The following is an 18886-nucleotide window of genomic DNA, read 5'->3' on the forward strand; positions in this document are numbered from 1 at the left end:
ACAGACGATGCGCGTCGAACAGTTTCTGGAAAACAGCGCCCGCTTACACGGCACCAAGACAGCCCTGGTAGCTGGTGACAAGCGTTTAAGCTATGCGCAGTTCGACGCGGCAGCCGGACGGCTGGCCTCGTCACTTGCCGCGGGTGGCATCGTGCGCAACGACCGCGTCCTCGTCTTCATGAACAATTGCTGGGAAGCGGCGGTCGCGCTCTTTGCCATCCTGAAAGCCGGCGCCACCGCCGTGCCGGTCAACCCGTCGACCAAGGCCGACAAGCTCGCCTATATGATCGGCAATTGCGAGGCAGCCGGTATCCTCACGCAGGGCAAGCTGCTGCCCGTGGTCTCTGAAGCGCGAAACATCGAACCCCGCAAACTCTTCATCGCATCCACCACTTTCCGGGGCACGGCCCTCGGCGAAGGCATCGCCGATTTCGAGGCGTGCCTTGCCGGCGCGGAAACCCACATCAATCATTGCGGCATCGACGTCGATCTGGCGCTGCTGATCTACACCTCCGGCTCGACAGGTCGTCCGAAGGGCGTGATGATGACGCATCGGAATGTCGAGGCCGCCGCGACCTCGATCACCACCTATCTGGAAAACACAGTCGACGACATCATCCTGAACGTCCTGCCGCTTGCCTTCGACTACGGCCTCTATCAACTGCTGATGGCAGTCAAGCTCGGCGCAACCATCGTTCTCGAAGCATCCTTTGCCTTCCCCCAGGCAATCTTCGACCGCATCCGCGAAGAAGGCGTCACCGGTTTTCCGCTGGTGCCGACCATGGCGGCCATGATCCTGCAGATGCGCGATCTCGAGCCGGATTTCCTGCCGAGCCTTCGCTACATCACCAACACCGCCGCCGCCCTGCCGCCGGCCCATATCGCCAGGCTCCGCGAGCTTTTCCCGCGCGCAACGGTCTATTCGATGTACGGGCTGACGGAATGCAAGCGTTGCACCTACCTGCCACCGGCTGAACTGGACCGCCGTCCGGGTTCGGTCGGCATCGCCATCCCGAATACCGAAGCCTTCGTGGTCGATGACGACGGCCAGCGTGTGCCGCCCGGCGTTTCCGGTGAACTGGTCATCCGCGGCCCGCATGTGATGCAGGGCTACTGGCGCAACGACGAGGCGACCAACAAGATGCTTCGTCCCGGCCCCAACCCCTGGGAAAAGGTGCTCTATACGGGCGACCTCTTCCGCACGGACGAGGAAGGCTTTCTCTATTTCGTCGGCCGCAAGGACGACATCATCAAGACCCGTGGCGAGAAGGTTGCGCCAAAGGAAGTCGAGACCGTATTGCACGCCCATCCCGGCATTGCCGAGGCTGTCGTCATCGGCCTGCCCGACCCTGTCCTTGGCCAGGCGATCGTTGCGCTTGTCGTTCTCTCCGATCCGGCGCTGACGGAACGGGACATCATCAGGCATTGCGCGGCCCATCTGGAAGATTTCATGGTGCCGCGCCTCATCGAGTTTCGCGACGAGCTACCGAAGACGGATACCGGCAAGGTGAGCCGCAGACTTGCCGCTGAAACACTGGAGGCTGCCGAATGAACATGCACAAAGCCGATACCACCGTCGCATTCTCGGCAGCGACACTTGCGCTCGACCCGGCCAAGGAAACCGACAAGATCGTCGCAGCGCTGCGCGAGCAGCTGCGCGGCCCCTTGCGCAAACGCGGGCTTGTTCTCGGCCTTTCGGGCGGCATCGATAGCAGCGTCTGCGCCGCCCTTGCCGCCCGCGCAGTCGGCGCAAAGAACGTCTACGCGCTCTTCATGCCGGAAAACGATTCCGATCCCGAGAGCCTGCGCCTCGGACGCACCATCGCCGAGACCTTTGGCATCGACAGTGTCGTCGAGGACATCGGCCCGTCGCTGCAGGCCATGGGCTGCTACGATCGCCGCGATGCGTTCATCCGCGAGCTCGTTCCCGCATATACCAGCGCGTGGGCCTCGAAGATCGTCATTTCCAGCGCACTCGAAGGCGATGGCTACAACATCTCCTACCTCGTCGTGCAGGACCCGGACGGCAGGCAGACGAGGTACCGCATGACGCCCTCCGTCTATCTCGGCATCGTCGCTGCAACGAACATGAAGCAGCGCACCCGCAAGCAGCTCGAATATTTCCACGCCGACCGGCTGAACTATGCCGTCATCGGCACGCCGAACCGGCTGGAATACGATCAGGGCTTCTTCGTCAAGAACGGCGACGGCGCTGCCGACGTCAAGCCGATCGCCCATCTCTACAAGACCCAGGTCTATCAGCTTGCCGCCTATCTCGGCGTGCCGGAAGAGATCTGCAAGCGTCCGCCGACGACGGATACCTATTCGCTGCAGCAGACGCAGGAGGAGTTCTACTTCTCGCTGCCCTACGACCGGATGGATCTCTGCCTCTACGGCCTCAACAACAATCTGCCTGCCGATGTCGTAGCCACGGCCGCCGGCCTGACTGCGGATCAGATGTCGCGCGTCTGGGCCGATATCGCCGCCAAGCGCAAGGCAACACGCTACCTGCATCTTGCGCCGCAATTCGTCGAACCGATCACTGAGATCGCACCAAAGTAGGATAAGGGCCGGCAAACAGCGACGGGCGTGTCAGCCGATATCGCCCGCTGCAAGCCGACTCCAGTGTTCGCCGGCCAGCCCGTTGAAGAACCCGTCGCCATTCTGAAAGGCCTGCAGGATATCCGGGTCCTTGGCGTGGATAACGCTTGAGGCGATATGGGTAAAAGCGATGCGCCGGCCGAGCATGGCTTCGAGAAGAGCCGGCTGGGTCCGTCCGCGCAACGCGACAACGCTCCGCGCTGCGGCATGGGCGATCAGGCAATCGATGACCTGTCGCTCCTGGCCGGGGATCGCCAGGATCTGGAGGACCCGGCCGATGCGCCCGGCATCACCGTGATAGACGAATGCGCCGACGACGGCACCGGACCGCGCCTCGACCTTGCAGAAAACCGCCTCGCCTTCCGCCCTTGCCTGTTTTGCGTCTTGCAGGATGTAAGCAAGCTGATCGTCCGGAAAATCCGGCCGGAGTTTAAATCTCGCTGTCAGCCGGACAAAGAGGTCCGCAAACGCCTCGGCGGATACTTCGATTGTCTTGAAGCTCCCTTGCCCGTTCCAGGACGACGGGATGCCTGACCATCGCAACTCGTCAGCACCCATGCGCCGGCACAGAACATCGTCGGTCTTGCGCGCCAAGGGGCGCAGGAACCGCGCTGCGCCGATACGGCTCCTGCCAAGTTCGACGAAAAAGCCTGCAGGCCGGATGATGCGAAGCCAGTCGAGACTATATTGCGGCAGCGCCACGCCTCGCAGCTTCATCCACATCGACGCGGAGACTTCACTGGCGGTTTCGCTGAAGGACAGGTCCTGCGGTCCGGCGAGAAACGCCTTGAGCAGGCGGGCACCGGCGAGCGGATCGGCTTCGCGCCCTTCGACCATCAGCGAACCGCAAATCGCGGCGCGCAACTGCCGGCCCTCGAACATCATCGGCAACCCTGTGGCGCCGACAAATCCTGTCATCTCGCCGCCATCGTTGAGATGCACGAGTGATGCAATGCCGATGTTCTGACCGGGAGCGTCGAGGTAGAAATGTTGGAGATAGCCGGCCAGGCTTTTGCTTGCCGGAGCCCTGGGATCACGGAAGACACGTTGGAACATCCCCGCCAGAGCCGGGATATCGGAGCTTTGCAACGCGCGGATTTCACTCATCAGCTTTTCAAGTTCCGGCAGTGAATTTCTGAATGTGGCATTCCGCGCAGATGCGTCATGCATCGGGCCGTTTCTGTACGAACGCAACCCGCGGCAAGCCGGCGGCGTCCTCGGCGAAGGCCGCAGGCTCGTAGCCGCGCGCCCGTGCGAGCAGCGCCGCTGCCTGCCGGTGCTGCCCCTCACCGAATTCGAAGGCAAGCCAGCCACCCGGCTTCAGATAGGCGAGCGCATCGCGGACGAGACGCTGATGGATGGAAATGCCATAGGGCCCGCCATCGAACGCCTCGCGCGGTTCGTTGTCGAGCAGATGCGCGCTGTCGCTGTCGAGACGTTGCGTCGAGATATAGGGAGGATTGCAGACGACCAGATCGATCCGGCCCTCAAGGCCCTCGCCTGCAAGGCCACCGAACAGGTCGCCTTGCATCACGTGGACGCGATCGGAAAAGCCACAGCGTCCGGCATTCCTTCTGGCAAGCGCGACCGTCTCATCCGTGAGATCGCAGGCCCAAAGCCGGGCCGAGGAAAGATGCGTTGCAATGGCGAGCGCGAGATTGCCGGAGCCGCAGCACATGTCGATGACCAGTGGATTTTCGACCTGATCCTTGATCAACCCGATGGCGGTACGGCCGAGAATCTCGGTTTCCTCTCTCGGAACGAGCACGCCGGGAGCCAGTTCGAGATCGACCTCCATGAAACGGTGCAGCAGCGGTTCCTTCGGTGCTCCGTTCCGGTCTTCAACGCGTGCCTTGTCCATCGCGAACGCAACCCCAACCTGCAATCTTCAAAATCTTCCGCAATCAATACCCTAGCGAGGTAAACATAAACTGAAATCGGCCTACAGCGGCAAGCGTTAACCTCAATATGAATTCCTTGCCGCACCGGTAGCAGATTCGCAGCGAAATTAACGACCTTTGATGTGAAACAAAGTATTGTCGAAGCCGGTCCCAGCAAAGAAATGAGACATATGCGCCTGCAACCATGAGGTCACCGCCAATTCTTGCCGCGACAGCCAAGGCTGTACGTTCAAGAGGGGGACCTTACTGTTTGCAAGAGGAGAGAACCGAAGGTGACAGCGGACGCTTTTCACGCGGCCAAATCAAGATCGCTTCTGCCGATGGTCATGTCCTACATGGCCTCCGGCGGCAGCCTCATCATGAGTTCCGCTGCCCAGCTGCTGACATTCGCAATTCTGGCCCGGTCGCTCGGCGTCAACGAATTCAGCGTCTTCGTCGCCGTGACGGCGGTCTGCAGCATTGCCGTCCATCTCTGCGGGGTGGGCGCCATGGAATGCCTGGTCCGGCGCGTCGCGCGCGATCCCTCGATGTATCCGGTCATGCTGGGACATAACATCATTCTCACGGCCGTCAGCGGCGTGGCGCTCGTCCTGCTTGGAGTGGCCATCCTTCCCGTCTTCTTCGCGCTTTCGCCCGATCCGTCGCTCAATCTCATCGAGATGACGCTGCTGCTGATCACCAACATCATTTTCGTGCGTCTGATTGTACTGACTGAACAGATTTTCATTGGTCATTCGAATTTCGTGTCGGCCAATATGACGGTGGTCGGCTTTGCGATTGCGCGCACCGTTGCCGCCGCACTTGCCTGTCTCGCGTTCGGCGTCTCGACAGTTGCGGAATGGGCCATCTGGCAATTTGCCTGCCATGTGCTGGTCGCCGCCGTCTGCATCCGGGCATTGGCAAAACTGGGCCGGCCGAAATTCGAGATCGTCCGGGAAGAACTGCCGCTCGGGATGTATTTCAGCATCCCCTTCATCTTGAGAGCCGTCCGCCAGAATGCCGACCTTCTGACGCTGAGCCTCGTCACAACAGCTGAAATCGTCGCAAGCTACAGTGTCGCGCGCCGGATTCTGGAAAGCAGTTATCTCTCCGTCGAGGCTTTGAACCGGCTCATGTATCCGGGTTCGGCACGGGCTGCGGCAAATGGCCTTCACAAGGCCATGGACCGTATCCGCAAGGTGCTTTTTGCCGCAACCGGAATAAGCCTTGCGGCCGCCACGACCGTATTCGTACTCGCCCCATTGCTCCCCTACCTTTTTGGCCACGAATATCTGACGCTCGTCTCCTTCGTCAGAAAACTCTGCTGGGTGGTAGTGCCGCTCGGCATGTGGTCGATTGCCGTCGAAGCACTCGGCGCCGCCGGATACCATGCTGCGCGCGCCACCGTCATGGGTCTCGGAAGTATTCTAGGCGCGGCACTCGCCGCATGGGCAACGTGGTATGCCCCGCCGATGGGTACGGTCGTTTCCTTTTACATCATCGAGACTGCAATGGTCGCCGCCGCCTGGATCGTATTCTTCCAATACGCGAAAAAGGACGAGGAAGTCGATGCCACTAAAGCCGTGAATACATAAACACGTTATTAAGTTGTTTAGACAATGCTGCACGATACCTGTAGATGAACTGGCGTGACAAAGCCGGACACGAAGAGTGTGCCATGACACCTGCTGCCGAAAGCGTATTGAAACAACCGACCGAGCTCTCCAGCCCGCCCGTCGAGGGCACGCCTGTCGAGGGCAGCCGATCGCGGCCCAGCACCGGCGTGGTCCGCGCGATGGAGCGGTCCGACCTGCCGGCTATCGCCGACCTTTTCACGCGAACGTTCCGCAAGCAAAACCGGCACACCGACAGCGAGCTCGCCGGCTACCTTGAAACGGTTTTCTTCGGCAGTCCACTCTATTCGCCGGAAGTTGGCAGCCTCGTCCACCTTAACGAGACATCAACAATCGATAGCGCCATCCTGGCAATGCCACTCGAATTCATGGTTCACGGCCGTCCGGTCACTGCCCGGATTCTCTGCGCATTCATGGCCGAAGGGAAGTCCGGGGCAGCCGGGGCGGCCCGTCTCGCACGAATGCTGCGTGCTGCCCGACAGGATTTCTGCTTCACCGACAACGCATCGCCGGTCAGCGCCGACCATTGGGTTGCGGGCGGCGGACTTGTCCTGCCTGTCCAGAGCCTGGAGTGGCACCGGACCTTCCGCCCGGCTGCGGCCTGTCTCGACGTGGCAAGTCGCAAAGTTCGGTTCCTCGCAAAGCTACCGCTTCGAGGCCTAGCGCGAACCTTGGACCGCTTCGTGCGCCGCATGAAAACATCCTTCGCGGCCGCGCCGCAGGATGGGGTTGCAAGTTCGCCGATTTCCTTGAACCAGTTCATGGAACAGGCTCAAGGCATGATGGAACGCTTCTCGGTTCACCCGGTATTTTCCAAGACGGAATTCGATTGGCTGGTCGCCGCGGCGAAGCTGAATACCTCGCTTGGGGAACTCAAGTGCCGGAGTATTGCCGATGCTCAGGGCAAGGTCATCGGCTGTTACCTGTATTTCGGTGCAGAGGGCCGCAACGCCGTGGTGTTGAATATCCTCTGCCAAGAACGCCGGGAAGCGGCCGTTGTCGCACAGGTTTTTGCCGATCTCGACGCGCTCGGATTTGCCAGCGCACAGGGAATGGCGCAGCCTTTCCTGATGCACGCCGTGCTGCACCAGCGCCACCTGGTCCACAAGCACACCGGCTATTTCTGCCTTGTGACGCGACATGACGATCTGAAGAACGCTTCCATCGGCGAAGGGTTTTATGCCGGTGGCCTGGCATCGGAAAGCTGGAGCCGGCTTCTCCACGATTTTTGACGCTCTGTCTTTGGCACCGAACCTCGGTATTGGGGCATTTTAACGCCCGGTTTACCATAATCGGCTATTCGTGGTGTTCATCTAAAGGACGGCGATAGTCTTGACGGACTGGCGCACGCCGCGGAGACAGAACGGATGTATACGCCGAAGGAGCCGGATCTGCGGCAAGCGATAAAGCGCCCGGAAACGGCGTTGCGCTCCCGTCCGCGTGGCGGCTCCCTGCTGGATCTCGTATCCGACGATGACGATCAGAGCCTCCATCGGTCGGAGCAGGCACGAATGCCTGACGACACTGCACGCACGGCATTTTCGCCGGGCCGGCAACAGGAAGTGATAGCCGAGCAAATCAACACACGTTCCACGCCCACTCCCGTCAAGGGGCAATTGATGGGATATGCCGCAGCGCTCCGTGCGATCGGGCCGGATGACGTTTTCCAGTGGCTCAAGGATGGTTTGCTCTGGATCGTCGGTGCTACGGTCCTGTGTCTGGCCGCCGCCTTTATCTATGCGATGGTCGCCCAGCCGCGCTACACCGTCTATACCGACCTCGTGATCGATCCGTCCAATCTTCAGGTCGTCAACGATGACGTGTTCGGCTCCAGTCCACTGCGCGATTCGCAATTGCTGGAAGTTGAAAGCAAGCTGCGGATCCTCACGTCGCGCAATGTGCTGACCCGCGTCATCGACAGCATGAAACTGACCGAGGATCCGGAATTCGTAAAACCGGATATTCTGGATGGCATCAAGCAACTCTTCTCGAGTGCAACCGAAGATGAATCGGAACAGGGAAAGATGCTCAGCGCGATCCGTGCTCTCGCAGAGCGCGTCGAGGCGCGGCGCGAAGAGCGCTCTTTCGTCGTCGCCCTTGGCGTCTATACCGACAATCCGGAGAAATCCGTGACCTTGTCCGACGCAATCGTCAGTGCTTTCGAGACGGAAATCTTTGAATCCGCCGCGCAGAGTGCCGGCAGGGTCGCGACGACGCTCAACCAGCGTCTTGAAGAGCTTCGCCGCAACGTCACCGACGCGGAAGCAAAGGTCGAGGAATTCAAGCGGCAAAAAGGGCTTCAGTCGAACAACGGCGAACTGGTCAGCACGCAGCTTGCGGCCGAACTGAATACGCAGGTCCTGGCCGCCCAGCAGCGCTATATCGAGCTGGAAACACGATACAAGCAGATGCAGGAGGCCATCTCGACCGGACGCGCCAGCTCCGCGTCCGTTTTCGCCTCCCCGGTCATGACGACGCTCAGGCAGGATTACGACGCAGCCGTCCTGCTGCTGAATTCCCTCACACTGACCTACGGCACCCGCCACCCGCGGATCACGGCTGCCAATTCCGACCTTTCAACACTGAAAGCATCGATCACCAACGAGGCCAAGCGCATCGCCGATACGGCGCAAGGCGATATGAAACAAGCCAAGTCCACGCTCGACGCGCTGCAGGGCAAGGCGACCGAGCAGCAGTCGACCGTCTATATGGACAATGATTCACAGGTCCAGCTGCGTGACCTGGAGCGCGACGCACGCGCCAAGGCAGCGCTTTACGAAACGCATCTGACCCGCGCCCAGCAGATCACCGAACAGCAGCAGATCAACACCTCGAACATCCGGGTGATTTCGCGTGCGATGCCGCCGAAGTCGCGCAGCTGGCCACCGCGAACCCTGCTGCTACTGATGGCGGGAGCCTTTGCAGGCATTGCAATCGGCGTCGGGCTTGCCCTCCTCCTTGGCGCGCTTCGCGTCCTGCGCCAAAACCAGCCTCACGCGGGCTGACCATGAAAACCGCGTCGCCGGAAAGTCGCACACTGCCGGACTTCGGCAGTATCGGGATCGGCGGCATCAGTGCCGGTGCCATCCTGTTTATGGCGATTTTCCTGTTTTTCTGGATTTCGTTGACGCCATTCGTCGATCTCACCGGCGAAGCCACTCTCGATCCTTCGGCCGGCAATTCGAACCGCCTGAACCAGATCGTGTCCCTCAGCCTCTTCGCCGGCACGCTTTGCTACGGCATTCTCCATCCGTTGCGCGGAACCATTCTCCAGCCGCGGGCGCTGCTGCTTCCGATGTTCGGCTGGTTCCTCTTCGTCTCGCTTATTTCCAGCCATCCGATGCTCGGGATCAAGGCCGTCATCCTGACGGTCATGGCGACCATCAATGCAAGCATCTATCTGCTGATGCCGTCCTCGGAAAAGCAGTTCGCCAAGATGCTGGCGATCGGCACGCTGATCATGCTGGCGACCGCCTATTACGGCATCGTGTTCAAGCCCGAACTTTCGATCCACCAGCTGTCGGAATTGCGCGAACCGATGAATGCCGGAATGTGGCGCGGCCATTTCCCGCACAAGAACAGCGCCGCCGCTGCAATGGTGGTTGCAGCTTTCTTCGGTCTTTTCGTGATGAGCGTCTGGTCGCGTCTGGCCGGGACTACGATCATCGTGCTCTCCGTCGTGTTTCTGATGCACACCGGCGGCAAGACCTCAAGCGCCATGCTGCCCGCCATCCTGATCCTTGCCTGGATTTTCGAACGCGTCAGGTTTTTGCGCATCCCCATCGTGATCGGCGGCGTCGGCCTGTTCAATCTCTTCGCCGTCGGCTCGGCAGTCTTTCGCCCCCTTGGCGATTTCGTTACGTCGTTGGGCATCGACGCCACCTTCACCAACCGCGCCGACATCTGGCGCTTCGCGTTCACTGCACTGGCGGAAAGTCCGATCACCGGATACGGCATGAAGGCATTCTGGCAAACCCAGGAACTCGTCTATAGCGGCGGCAGCGTCGAAACCTGGGCAGTTACGGCTGCCAACGGGCACAATTCCTATCTCGACATCGCTTTGATGGCGGGTATCCCCGGCCTGGCAATGACGCTTCTCTGGGTTCTGGTTCTGCCGTTGCGCGACATCTCCCGCTTACCACCAGCAGTTGAACACTCCCACCTCACCAGGCTTTTCATCCGCGTCTGGCTTTACCTCATTTTCAATGCCGGCCTCGAAAGCCTCTTCTTCGAAGGTGGCAATCTGCTCTGGTTCACATTTCTCTATTGTCTTTATGGCCTGCGCTTCCAGTCCTCGGCGACGCTGACCGAGGAAAGCACCGCTTCCGCTGAAAGGCCGGCAATCCATGTCTGACATTCTCGACAAGGTCACCGATATCGCCGACCGGCTGAACAATCGTCTGATATGGCGGTTTGCCAGGACAAGACGGCCAATCCCGACGGAACGGCCGATCGTCTCGTTCACCTTCGACGACGTTCCGGATACGGCCTGGACAAATGGGGCAGCCATTCTGGAAAAATACGGCGCGCGCGGCACTTTCTATATCGCCGGCGGCCTGGAGAGCCGCGTGGAACCGGATCGCCGGCTGATTTCGGCGGAAGGTTGCCGTGACCTTTTCGCACGCGGGCACGAAATCGGTTGCCATACCTTTTCCCACCACAAGATCGGCAGCCTGACCAGCCGAGCCTTTGCCGGTGATCTCGATCGAAATGAAACCTTTCTGGCGGACACCGGCATTTCCCGCCGGGCCACCAATTTCGCCTTCCCCTACAATGCAGCATCGCCCCGGCTTCGGCACGTCCTTCAAAAACGCTACACGACATGCCGGGCCTCCGGCGAAGCGATCAACCGGGGATCGGTCGATCCATTCATGCTGAAAGCCGTGGAAATCCACCAGCCGGAGGATCGCGCGCTTGGCCTGACGCGGTGGATCGACGATGTGGCGATCAATCCCGGCTGGCTGATCTTCTTTACCCACGACGTCAGCTCCACACCGACGCCCTACGGCTGCCGGCCGGAAACCCTCGAACGGCTCGTTTCACATGCCACTGAGCGCCAATGCGATATTCTGCCTGTCTGCGAGGCGCTGGACAGGTTCGGCTGGCAGGAGGCACGCCCTTGACCGTCATCGACCAGACAATCGCCAAGCCGAGGCTGTTGAAGATCAACAACTATTTCTATCGGAGAGGCGGCGCAGAAGCGGTGTTTCTCGACCACATCGCCATGTTTGAACAGGCGGGATGGGACGTCGTGCCCTTCGCCATGCAGCACGAACTGAACCCGCCCTCCCCATGGTCCGACTATTTCGTCTCCGAGATCGAATATGGCCACGAGACGGGTACGCTGAACAAGATCAGACAAGTGGCGAAGATCATCTATTCCTTCGAGGCCCAGCGCAATCTCAAGCGGCTGATCGAACGGATCAACCCGACGATCGCGCATGCGCACAATGTCTATCATCATCTCTCGCCGGCGATCTTCTCGACGTTGAAATCGGCCGGAATTCCGACTGTCATGACAGTCCACGACCTCAAGCTTGCCTGTCCCTCCTACAAGATGCTGCGCGATGCCAAGGTCTGCGAGGCGTGCAAGGGTGGTCACATTCACAATGTCCTTGTTCACCGCTGCATCAAGGGTTCCACAGTTCTGAGCGCGGTCGTCCTGGCCGAGACCGCATTGCACCGAAGCCTGGGGCTATACCGCAACAATCTCGACCGGCTTGTCGTGCCCAGCCGCTTCTATATCGACAAGCTCACCGAGTGGGGCTGGCCGCGCGAAAAGATGGTCTACATCCCGAATTTCGTCGATGTTCATGCGTTCGATACAGGCTGGACCGAAGGGGACTATTTCGCTTTCGCGGGCCGGCTTGCGCCTGAAAAGGGGATCGATACGCTGATACGGGCCGCGACCCTCGCAAAACAGAAGCTGGTGATTGCAGGCACAGGGCCGGAAGAAGCCGCGTTGAAAGAGCTCGCGCAGACGCTTGGTGCGGACGTCGTTTTTGCCGGCTATCTTTCCGGAAAAGCGCTGCATCGCCTGATCGGCGAGGCGAAAGCCCTCGTCCTGCCATCCGAGTGGTACGAGAACGCACCCATCAGCGTTCTGGAAGCCTATGCTCTCGAAACTCCGGTTATAGGCGCAAGGATCGGCGGGATTCCGGAGATGATTCTTGAAGAAGAGACCGGTTTGATGGCAGCACCCGGAGATGCGCAGGGGCTGGCCGCCGCCCTTGCCGCGATGGATGCGCTTTCCCCGCAAGCGAGGCGCGACATGGGCAGCAAGGCGCGGGCATGGATTTCGGTTGAGTTCTCATCATCCGCCTATCTGCGGCGAACGACGGAACTCTATTCCAGTCTCGGCACATCGCTGCCGGTTTCCACGCAGCAGCTGACGCAATCAAATTGATACACAATTAGACCGCACAACCCACAATTTCGGCCGTTCGATACAATTTTAACGGTTATCTTTCCCTGATTTCAGCCGCTCGCATCTAAAACACATCCCGAGGAACAGGGATGTGGAATGATGAGCAAGAAGCCGCACGTTTCCAAGACGGCAATCTTTCAGCCCCAAAATGGGCAGGCAGACGTTCAGAACATCGCCCGAAAGAGCGGCGAAGGCGTGTTCATCACGGATTCTGGCATACCGGCGGGTGTACCGGTAGAGACATCGTCGGCAGCTTTTGACACGACTGCTGACGTCTTAAACGGGTCCGAGAAACGGCGCATCACGGTTGTGCCGGTTCCTCCGCTGAGCGAAACCTCCCTTTTTGAGTCGAATACAACCGTCGAGAGAAGATTTGCTCGCCCGAGGGTCATGATGCTTGGAACCAGAGGCATCCCGAATGTCCAGGGTGGCGTCGAGAAGCATATCGAGATGATCGGCACCGAGCTGGTTAATATGGGGTGGGACGTGGAGGTCATCGGGAGGCGCCGGTATCTGGCAAATCCTTTGCAAAACACCTGGAACGGCATTCGCGTGATCCCGCTTTGGGCGCCGAAGACAATGATCCTCGAAGCCATCGGACATAGTGTCGTCGGCGTTCTGTTCGCAGCACGCCACAGACCCGATATCCTGCATATTCACGCCGTAGGGCCCGCACTGGTTGCTCCCCTGGCACGCCTTTTCGGCCTCAAGGTGATCGTCACCCACCATGGCTATGACTACGAGCGCCAGAAATGGGGGCGGTTTGCCAAGCGCATGCTCAAGCTGGGTGAAGCATTCGGAATGTACACGTCCAACGGGCGTATCGCGATTTCGCAGGAAATCGTCAGCGCGATGCGGGAAGAGTATCATATCGCCGTCGATTTCGTGCCGAATGGTGTTTCGGTGCAGCCGAAGACCACCTCAACGGAGACCCTCGAGGCCTTCGGGCTGACGCCTCGCCAATATATCGTCATGATGGCGCGGCTTGTTCCGGAAAAACGCCAGCACGACCTGATCCTCGCCTTCGCCAAAACCGGTCGGCCGGAAAAACTGGTCCTCGTCGGCGGCGCCGATCACGAGACCGAATATTCGGCTTCCGTGAAGGCTCTCGCGGCGGAAACGCCCTCCGTCGTCATGACCGGTTTTCAGACAGGCGCCTCGCTGGCGGAACTCTACAGCAACGCGGCGCTCTTCGTCCTCCCCTCGAGCCATGAAGGAATGCCGATCGCTCTCCTCGAAGCCCTCAGCTACGGTCTTCCGGTTCTCGCAAGCGATATCGTTGCCAATCGGGAACTCAAGCTTCTCCCAAGCGACTATTTCCCGATGGGAGATATCGACGCCTTGGCGGCGGCTTTGGAACGCAAGCTCTCCATTCCGTTCCACGAAAACGGAACGGACGCGCTGATACGGCAGATTCAGACGGAATATAGCTGGAGGAAGATCACCGAGCGCACGGCGGAAGTCTATCGATCCGTTCTGCGGCGCCAGAAACGCTGAAGGTGCCGGCCATCCCGTCTCATCAACCAAATTTCAAGTCATTGGGCAGTACCATGGGCGGTGTCACAGCCCTGTGCAACAACGCGCCGACGATGCTTCATTCGAACCAGGAGGTCATTTTGGGTGTATCCATCATCATCAAGACCTTGAATGAAGAAAAGCGCATAGCCGCAACCATTGAAAGTGCCCTTGCAGGACTTCCCGGAGGCATCGGCGAAGTCATCATCGCCGACAGCGGCTCCAGGGACCGCACGGTGGAGATCGCGTCCGGCTATCCGGTCATCGTTGTGCAAATCGCGCCACCGGCTCAGGCCAGTTGCGGCATCGGGCCGCAACTCGGCTTCCAGTATTCGAGCTTCGATCATATCTGCCTGCTTGACGGCGACATGACCCTCGATCCGCAATTCCTGTCCGATGCGCTACGCTTCCTCGCCGACAATCCGGACGCCGCCGGTGTCACGGGACATGTGGAGGAAATGCAGACTTCCAATCTGGAATATGCCCGCCGGGTACAGCGTAATGCGCCCGAGAACCGCGTGGGCGACATCGACCGGATGAACGGCGGCGGCCTCTACCGGCGCAGCGCCATCGAAAAGACGGGCTATATCTCCGATCGCAATCTGCATGGCTACGAGGAATTCGATCTGGGCGTTCGGCTGCGAAGCCTCGGCTGGAAGCTTCACCGCCTCGATCGGCGCTTCGTCAGCCACTTCGGGCATACGTCGAATTCCTACAGGCTGCTGGTCCGGCGCTGGAACAGCATGTATCTGTTCGGTACCGGCGAACTGCTGCGCGCATCGATCGGAAAACCCTATTTCGGCCGGCTGATCGCCGAGCTGCCGGAACTCAAACTCTGGGCTGCCGTCTATGGCTGGTGGGCCGCGTCCATCGCCATCCTGCTACTGGCGCCCGGCATTGTTTCGGGTATCGCGGCGGTGATCGCGCTTGCCGCCGTGATCGTTCTCCTGATCAGCGTCAAGAAAGGCGGCCTTGCCATGGGCCTCTACACGGTTGTCGCCTGGTGTTTCCATGCGGCGGCCGTGCCGGCCGGATTTTTCCGCCGCCGCCTGCCTCCCGATGCCTGGATCGAAAGCCGGTCGGTCGGAACGGCGCAATGAGGCGAGCAATCCTATGGGGTCTCGCCGCATTGCTGGCGGTCCCGTCGCCTGTCGCGGCCGCGGACGAATGGCTGCCGGTGCGCGAAACGTCGATGGTTCTTGGCACGGCAAGTCCCCTCGACTTCTCGGCCTTCCTGCCCAACCCTGCGATCGATGACGGTAGCCAGCTTGTCACTGGGAAACAGGGCCGGCTTGTCCGCGCCGATGAGCCGGAAAAACCTGTGCGGCTTCTGTGCGCATCGCTCGCCTGGAGCCCGGCTTCCGGCGGCTATCCCGATCATGCCGACGCCGACCACTATGCCGCCGAACTTGCCAAACACGGCTACAACATCGCCCGGCTTCATTTTGTCGATGCCAGCCTGATGTTCGGCCGAAACAGCGATTTCGATTTCGACCCCGAAGTCCTCGACCGTGTCCACTATCTGCTCGCCGCGCTGAAACGCAACGGCATCTACTGGATCATGGACGGCCTCTCTTCCTGGCGCGGCGCCTATGGCGGTTATGACGACCGCTGGGACCCGGCAAGCGATCTGAAGCTCGCCCTTTATTTCGACGACAAAGCCTTCGACCACTGGCTGGAGTTCCAGCGCCGCTTCCTGACATTGGTCAATCCCTACACCGGCACAGCCCCGCTCGACGACAAGGCGCTCGCACTCGTCATTCTCGTCAATGAGAACAACATCGAGTTCGACAGCATCGTCCGCGAGCGGGAGGGCAAGCCGCATTACGACGAGCGCTTGAAGCTGCCGTTCAATCGCTGGCTTGAGAAGCAATACGGCTCGACGGCGGCGCTTTCCAAGGCATGGCCGGATCTCTCGGCCGGGGAACGATTGGAAGACGCATCCGTCGAATTGCCGAAATCGCGCTACGAGGATTCGCCGCGCCTCAAGGACTTGCAGGCGTTCTTCGTTTCCGTCGAAACCACCACCGCGGCGCGGATGACGAAAGCCCTGCGCGAACTTGGCTACAAGGGAGAGATCAGCAGCTTCAACAACTGGCCGACGATCCAGACGACGCTCAGCCGGCAGGACCTTCCGGTGATCACGATGAACACGTACCAGGACTGGGTTGGCAGCTACGCGCCGGGCGCGACGATGACGCAAAAGAGCTCCATCGACGACGGCGCCGGCTACATGCGCCTGATCGCCGCCGCCCGCTGGCTCGGCAAGCCTTTCGTCGTCAGCGAATACGACCATCTCTTCTGGAACCGCTATCGCTACGAGGCCGGGCTCGTGATGCCGGCCTATGCCGCGCAGCAGGGATGGGACGTGCTGTGCCGCCACGGGCACGGGCCTATCATCCTGAAATATAACGAGCCCTATGCGCACAAGAAGGCCATGCTGCCCTATGCCATTGCACTCGACCCGGTCGCGCGCGCCGGCGAGACACTGGCGGCCCTTCTTTATCGCCGCGGCGACGTCTCGGCCTCGAAACTGACCATTCCATTCCTTGTGCGGGGCACCGAAGATCTTGACGACGACATGCAGGCACGCGAGCCGGAACGGCTTACCGAGCTTGCCCTTGTCGGCGCGATCGGCATGGAAAAGGCAGGCGAGGTCGACGACGGATTAACTGTTGGCCAGCCGCGAGCATCCGTTGATCCGCAGACCATCCTCGATGCCGCCAGGGCCGCCGGTTCTCTGGCCAAGGACAATCAGACCGATCTGAGAACAGGCCTCTACGAAAGCGACACCGGCGAACTGCTGCTCGATCGCCTGCGCGGGCAATTGCGCGTCTCCACTCCCCGGACGGAGGCGGTGGCTTTTTCCACGCTCAGGGAGCCCGTCAATCTGGGGACGGTGAAGGTCGAGGCTTCGGACGGCGACGGATTGGTCTCCGTGTCCGTGCTGGACAATGCCGCATCCATTGCGCAAAGCCGCAGACTTCTCGTCATTTACGCGACCGATGCGCACAATACGGGCATGCGCTTCAGCGACGACGAAGAAAAGGTGATCGCCGATTTCGGCCGGCTTCCCGTCCTCATCAGGAAGGGTTACGTCGATCTGTCGCTCACGCTCGCGGAAGCTCGATGGCGATTGACACCGGTCACTCTCAATGGCGTCGCCTCGGTGACCGCCGCCCAGACGATATCGCCGGCCGGTTTCCGTATTTCCAACGACACCATCTCCGGTCCGACGACCTTCTTTTTGCTCGAAGCCGACTGAGGCATCCGCAGAGCGGTTTTCTGTTCCGGGCTAAATTTTCGCACCGATTGACTTATCGGGACGGAGGAATACCTATTCCTGATCGCAATCGGCCTCCGCTTGCACCGGGGGCGAATAGGCGATCCGGGCCACACCGTCACGGCAGCGTGACGCACGGGCCGGTGTTTCGGGCAACCTGGAGGAGGATTGCAATGCGAGACCACGTTTTTACGATCAGCTTTTTGGCCACTCTTCTCTGTCCGCTCGCAGCCCTTGCCCAGGAAGGCGATGCCGAGGCAGGCGCGACCGTATTCAAGAAGTGCGCCATCTGCCATGTGGCCGACACCGACAAGAACAAGGTCGGACCCTCCCTGAACCACCTGTTTGGAAGAAAGGCCGGAACGCATCCGGACTTCAGCTACTCATCGGCAATGAAGGAGGCCGGCGAAGGCGGACTCGTTTGGGACGAGGCAGCATTGCGCGACTATCTGCACAATCCAAAGGCGAAAGTGAAAGGTACGAAGATGGCCTTCGCCGGAATGAAGAAGGATGACGAAATCACCAATCTCATCGCCTACCTGAAGCAATTCTCGCAGTGAGAGCTACCCTTATGCGCGCAATTATATTGCACGCGGCGCTAATTGCCTGAATTTGTTGTTCGTGAGATACTGATCCGGCATTTTCTACAGATTACGCATTCATGTCCACAGCCGTTCAAGGCAGGGAGGGGACAGGAAATGGCTGTAGTGCTTATCCTCGTTATTCTGGCAGTCGGATCCGTGGTGTTCCATCTGCTCAGCCCATGGTGGTGGACGCCGATCGCGTCCAACTGGTCCTATATCGACAATACCATCACCATCACGTTCTGGATCACCGGTTTCGTCTTCGTCGCGGTCGTCTTGTTCGTTGCCTATTGCGTGCTGCGCTTCCGTCATCGCCCCGGAAACCGGGCTGCCTATGAGCCGGAAAACAAAAAACTGGAAGTGTGGCTTGCCTCGGTCACGGCCGTCGGCGTCGCAGCCATGCTCGCCCCCGGCCTTTTCGTGTGGAACCAGTTCGTCACCGTCCCCGCCGACGCGACCGAGGTCGAGGTCGTCGGCCAGCAGTGGCTCTGGAGCTTCCGGCTCCCAGGCGCCGATGCCAAGCTCGGCACATCGGAGAGCCGGGCCATCGGTGACGGCAACGCGCTGGGAGTCAACACCAGCGATCCGAATGGCCTCGACGATATCATCATAGAGGGCGGCGAACTGCATCTGCCGGTCGGCAAGCCCGTCAAGATGCTGTTGCGGTCGATCGACGTGCTGCACGATTTCTACGTCCCGGAATTCCGGGCAAAGATGGACATGGTTCCGGGCAGCGTGACCTATTTCTGGTTTACGCCGACACGAACGGGAAGCTTCGAAGTCCTCTGCGCCGAACTCTGCGGCACCGGTCACCCGCAAATGCGCGGCACCGTGGTGGTCGATACCGAGGCGGACTATCAGACATGGCTGCAGGAACAGCAGACCTTCACCCAACTCCTCGCAGCAAGCAAAGAGCAGCAGCAGACGGCAATTGCATCCAGCGCCTCCTCCACAAAGTAAGA

General features: G+C 60.1%; 15 protein-coding genes. 13 read left to right on the forward strand and 2 right to left on the reverse strand.

Annotated elements, in window-relative coordinates:
- The first annotated feature begins 7 nt into the window (after positions 1 to 7).
- Together J2Z75_RS13845 and nadE are read left to right on the forward strand one after the other, a co-directional pair.
- Positions 8 to 1552 carry a class I adenylate-forming enzyme family protein gene (locus J2Z75_RS13845; RefSeq protein WP_209853262.1) on the forward strand — a complete coding sequence of 515 codons (1545 nt, stop codon included), beginning with the start codon at positions 8 to 10 and terminating at the stop codon, positions 1550 to 1552.
- Positions 1549 to 2562: an NAD(+) synthase gene (gene nadE, locus J2Z75_RS13850; RefSeq protein ID WP_209853264.1), complete on the forward strand. Its 1014-nt coding sequence runs from the start codon at positions 1549 to 1551 to the stop codon at positions 2560 to 2562. The genes J2Z75_RS13845 and nadE overlap by 4 nt, the downstream gene beginning before the upstream one ends.
- A 30-nt stretch (positions 2563 to 2592) precedes the next feature.
- Here the strand turns inward: nadE and J2Z75_RS13855 are convergent, their stop codons facing one another.
- Entirely contained in the window at positions 2593 to 3708 is a 1116-nt protein-coding gene (locus J2Z75_RS13855; RefSeq protein WP_209853266.1) for a hypothetical protein, read from the reverse strand.
- A gap of 55 nt (positions 3709 to 3763) precedes the next feature.
- Positions 3764 to 4462, reverse strand: coding sequence for a N5-glutamine methyltransferase family protein (locus tag J2Z75_RS13860; protein WP_209853268.1), 699 nt, complete (start codon positions 4460 to 4462; stop codon positions 3764 to 3766).
- 360 nt (positions 4463 to 4822) lie between these two features.
- Between J2Z75_RS13860 and J2Z75_RS13865 the strand changes: the two genes are divergently transcribed.
- The 11 genes from J2Z75_RS13865 to J2Z75_RS13915 all read left to right on the forward strand — a co-directional run bounded on the left by J2Z75_RS13865 (position 4823) and on the right by J2Z75_RS13915 (position 18884).
- Complete coding sequence (locus tag J2Z75_RS13865; RefSeq protein WP_209853397.1) at positions 4823 to 6076, forward strand: lipopolysaccharide biosynthesis protein; 1254 nt, start codon at positions 4823 to 4825, stop codon at positions 6074 to 6076.
- Positions 6077 to 6159: 83 nt separating this feature from the next.
- The gene (locus J2Z75_RS13870) at positions 6160 to 7347 is read left to right on the forward strand and encodes a GNAT family N-acetyltransferase (RefSeq protein WP_234937326.1); all 1188 of its coding nucleotides are present in this window, start codon (positions 6160 to 6162) and stop codon (positions 7345 to 7347) included.
- A 135-nt stretch (positions 7348 to 7482) separates the two neighbouring features.
- Positions 7483 to 9120, forward strand: a complete 1638-nt coding sequence (locus J2Z75_RS13875) for a GumC family protein (RefSeq protein ID WP_209853270.1) — start codon at positions 7483 to 7485, stop codon at positions 9118 to 9120.
- Positions 9121 to 9122: 2 nt separating this feature from the next.
- Positions 9123 to 10469, forward strand: a complete 1347-nt coding sequence (locus J2Z75_RS13880; RefSeq protein WP_209853272.1) for an O-antigen ligase family protein — start codon at positions 9123 to 9125, stop codon at positions 10467 to 10469.
- Positions 10462 to 11238 carry a polysaccharide deacetylase family protein gene (locus tag J2Z75_RS13885; protein WP_209853274.1) on the forward strand — a complete coding sequence of 259 codons (777 nt, stop codon included), beginning with the start codon at positions 10462 to 10464 and terminating at the stop codon, positions 11236 to 11238. Before J2Z75_RS13880 ends, J2Z75_RS13885 begins: the two co-directional genes overlap by 8 nt.
- A gap of 17 nt (positions 11239 to 11255) precedes the next feature.
- Positions 11256 to 12521: a glycosyltransferase family 4 protein gene (locus J2Z75_RS13890; RefSeq protein WP_209853401.1), complete on the forward strand. Its 1266-nt coding sequence runs from the start codon at positions 11256 to 11258 to the stop codon at positions 12519 to 12521.
- A gap of 414 nt (positions 12522 to 12935) precedes the next feature.
- Complete coding sequence (locus tag J2Z75_RS13895; RefSeq protein WP_209853276.1) at positions 12936 to 14039, forward strand: glycosyltransferase family 4 protein; 1104 nt, start codon at positions 12936 to 12938, stop codon at positions 14037 to 14039.
- A 119-nt stretch (positions 14040 to 14158) separates the two neighbouring features.
- Positions 14159 to 15157, forward strand: a complete 999-nt coding sequence (locus J2Z75_RS13900; protein ID WP_209853278.1) for a glycosyltransferase family 2 protein — start codon at positions 14159 to 14161, stop codon at positions 15155 to 15157.
- Complete coding sequence (locus tag J2Z75_RS13905) at positions 15154 to 17322, forward strand: glycoside hydrolase (RefSeq protein ID WP_209853280.1); 2169 nt, start codon at positions 15154 to 15156, stop codon at positions 17320 to 17322. Before J2Z75_RS13900 ends, J2Z75_RS13905 begins: the two co-directional genes overlap by 4 nt.
- Positions 17323 to 17513: 191 nt before the next feature.
- Complete coding sequence (locus J2Z75_RS13910) at positions 17514 to 17900, forward strand: c-type cytochrome (RefSeq protein ID WP_209853282.1); 387 nt, start codon at positions 17514 to 17516, stop codon at positions 17898 to 17900.
- A 138-nt stretch (positions 17901 to 18038) separates the two neighbouring features.
- Positions 18039 to 18884, forward strand: a complete 846-nt coding sequence (locus J2Z75_RS13915) for a cytochrome c oxidase subunit II (RefSeq protein WP_209853284.1) — start codon at positions 18039 to 18041, stop codon at positions 18882 to 18884.
- Positions 18885 to 18886: the final 2 nt, after the last annotated feature.

It is taken from the genome of Rhizobium herbae (assembly GCF_017873135.1).
GTDB lineage: Bacteria > Pseudomonadota > Alphaproteobacteria > Rhizobiales > Rhizobiaceae > Pararhizobium > Pararhizobium herbae.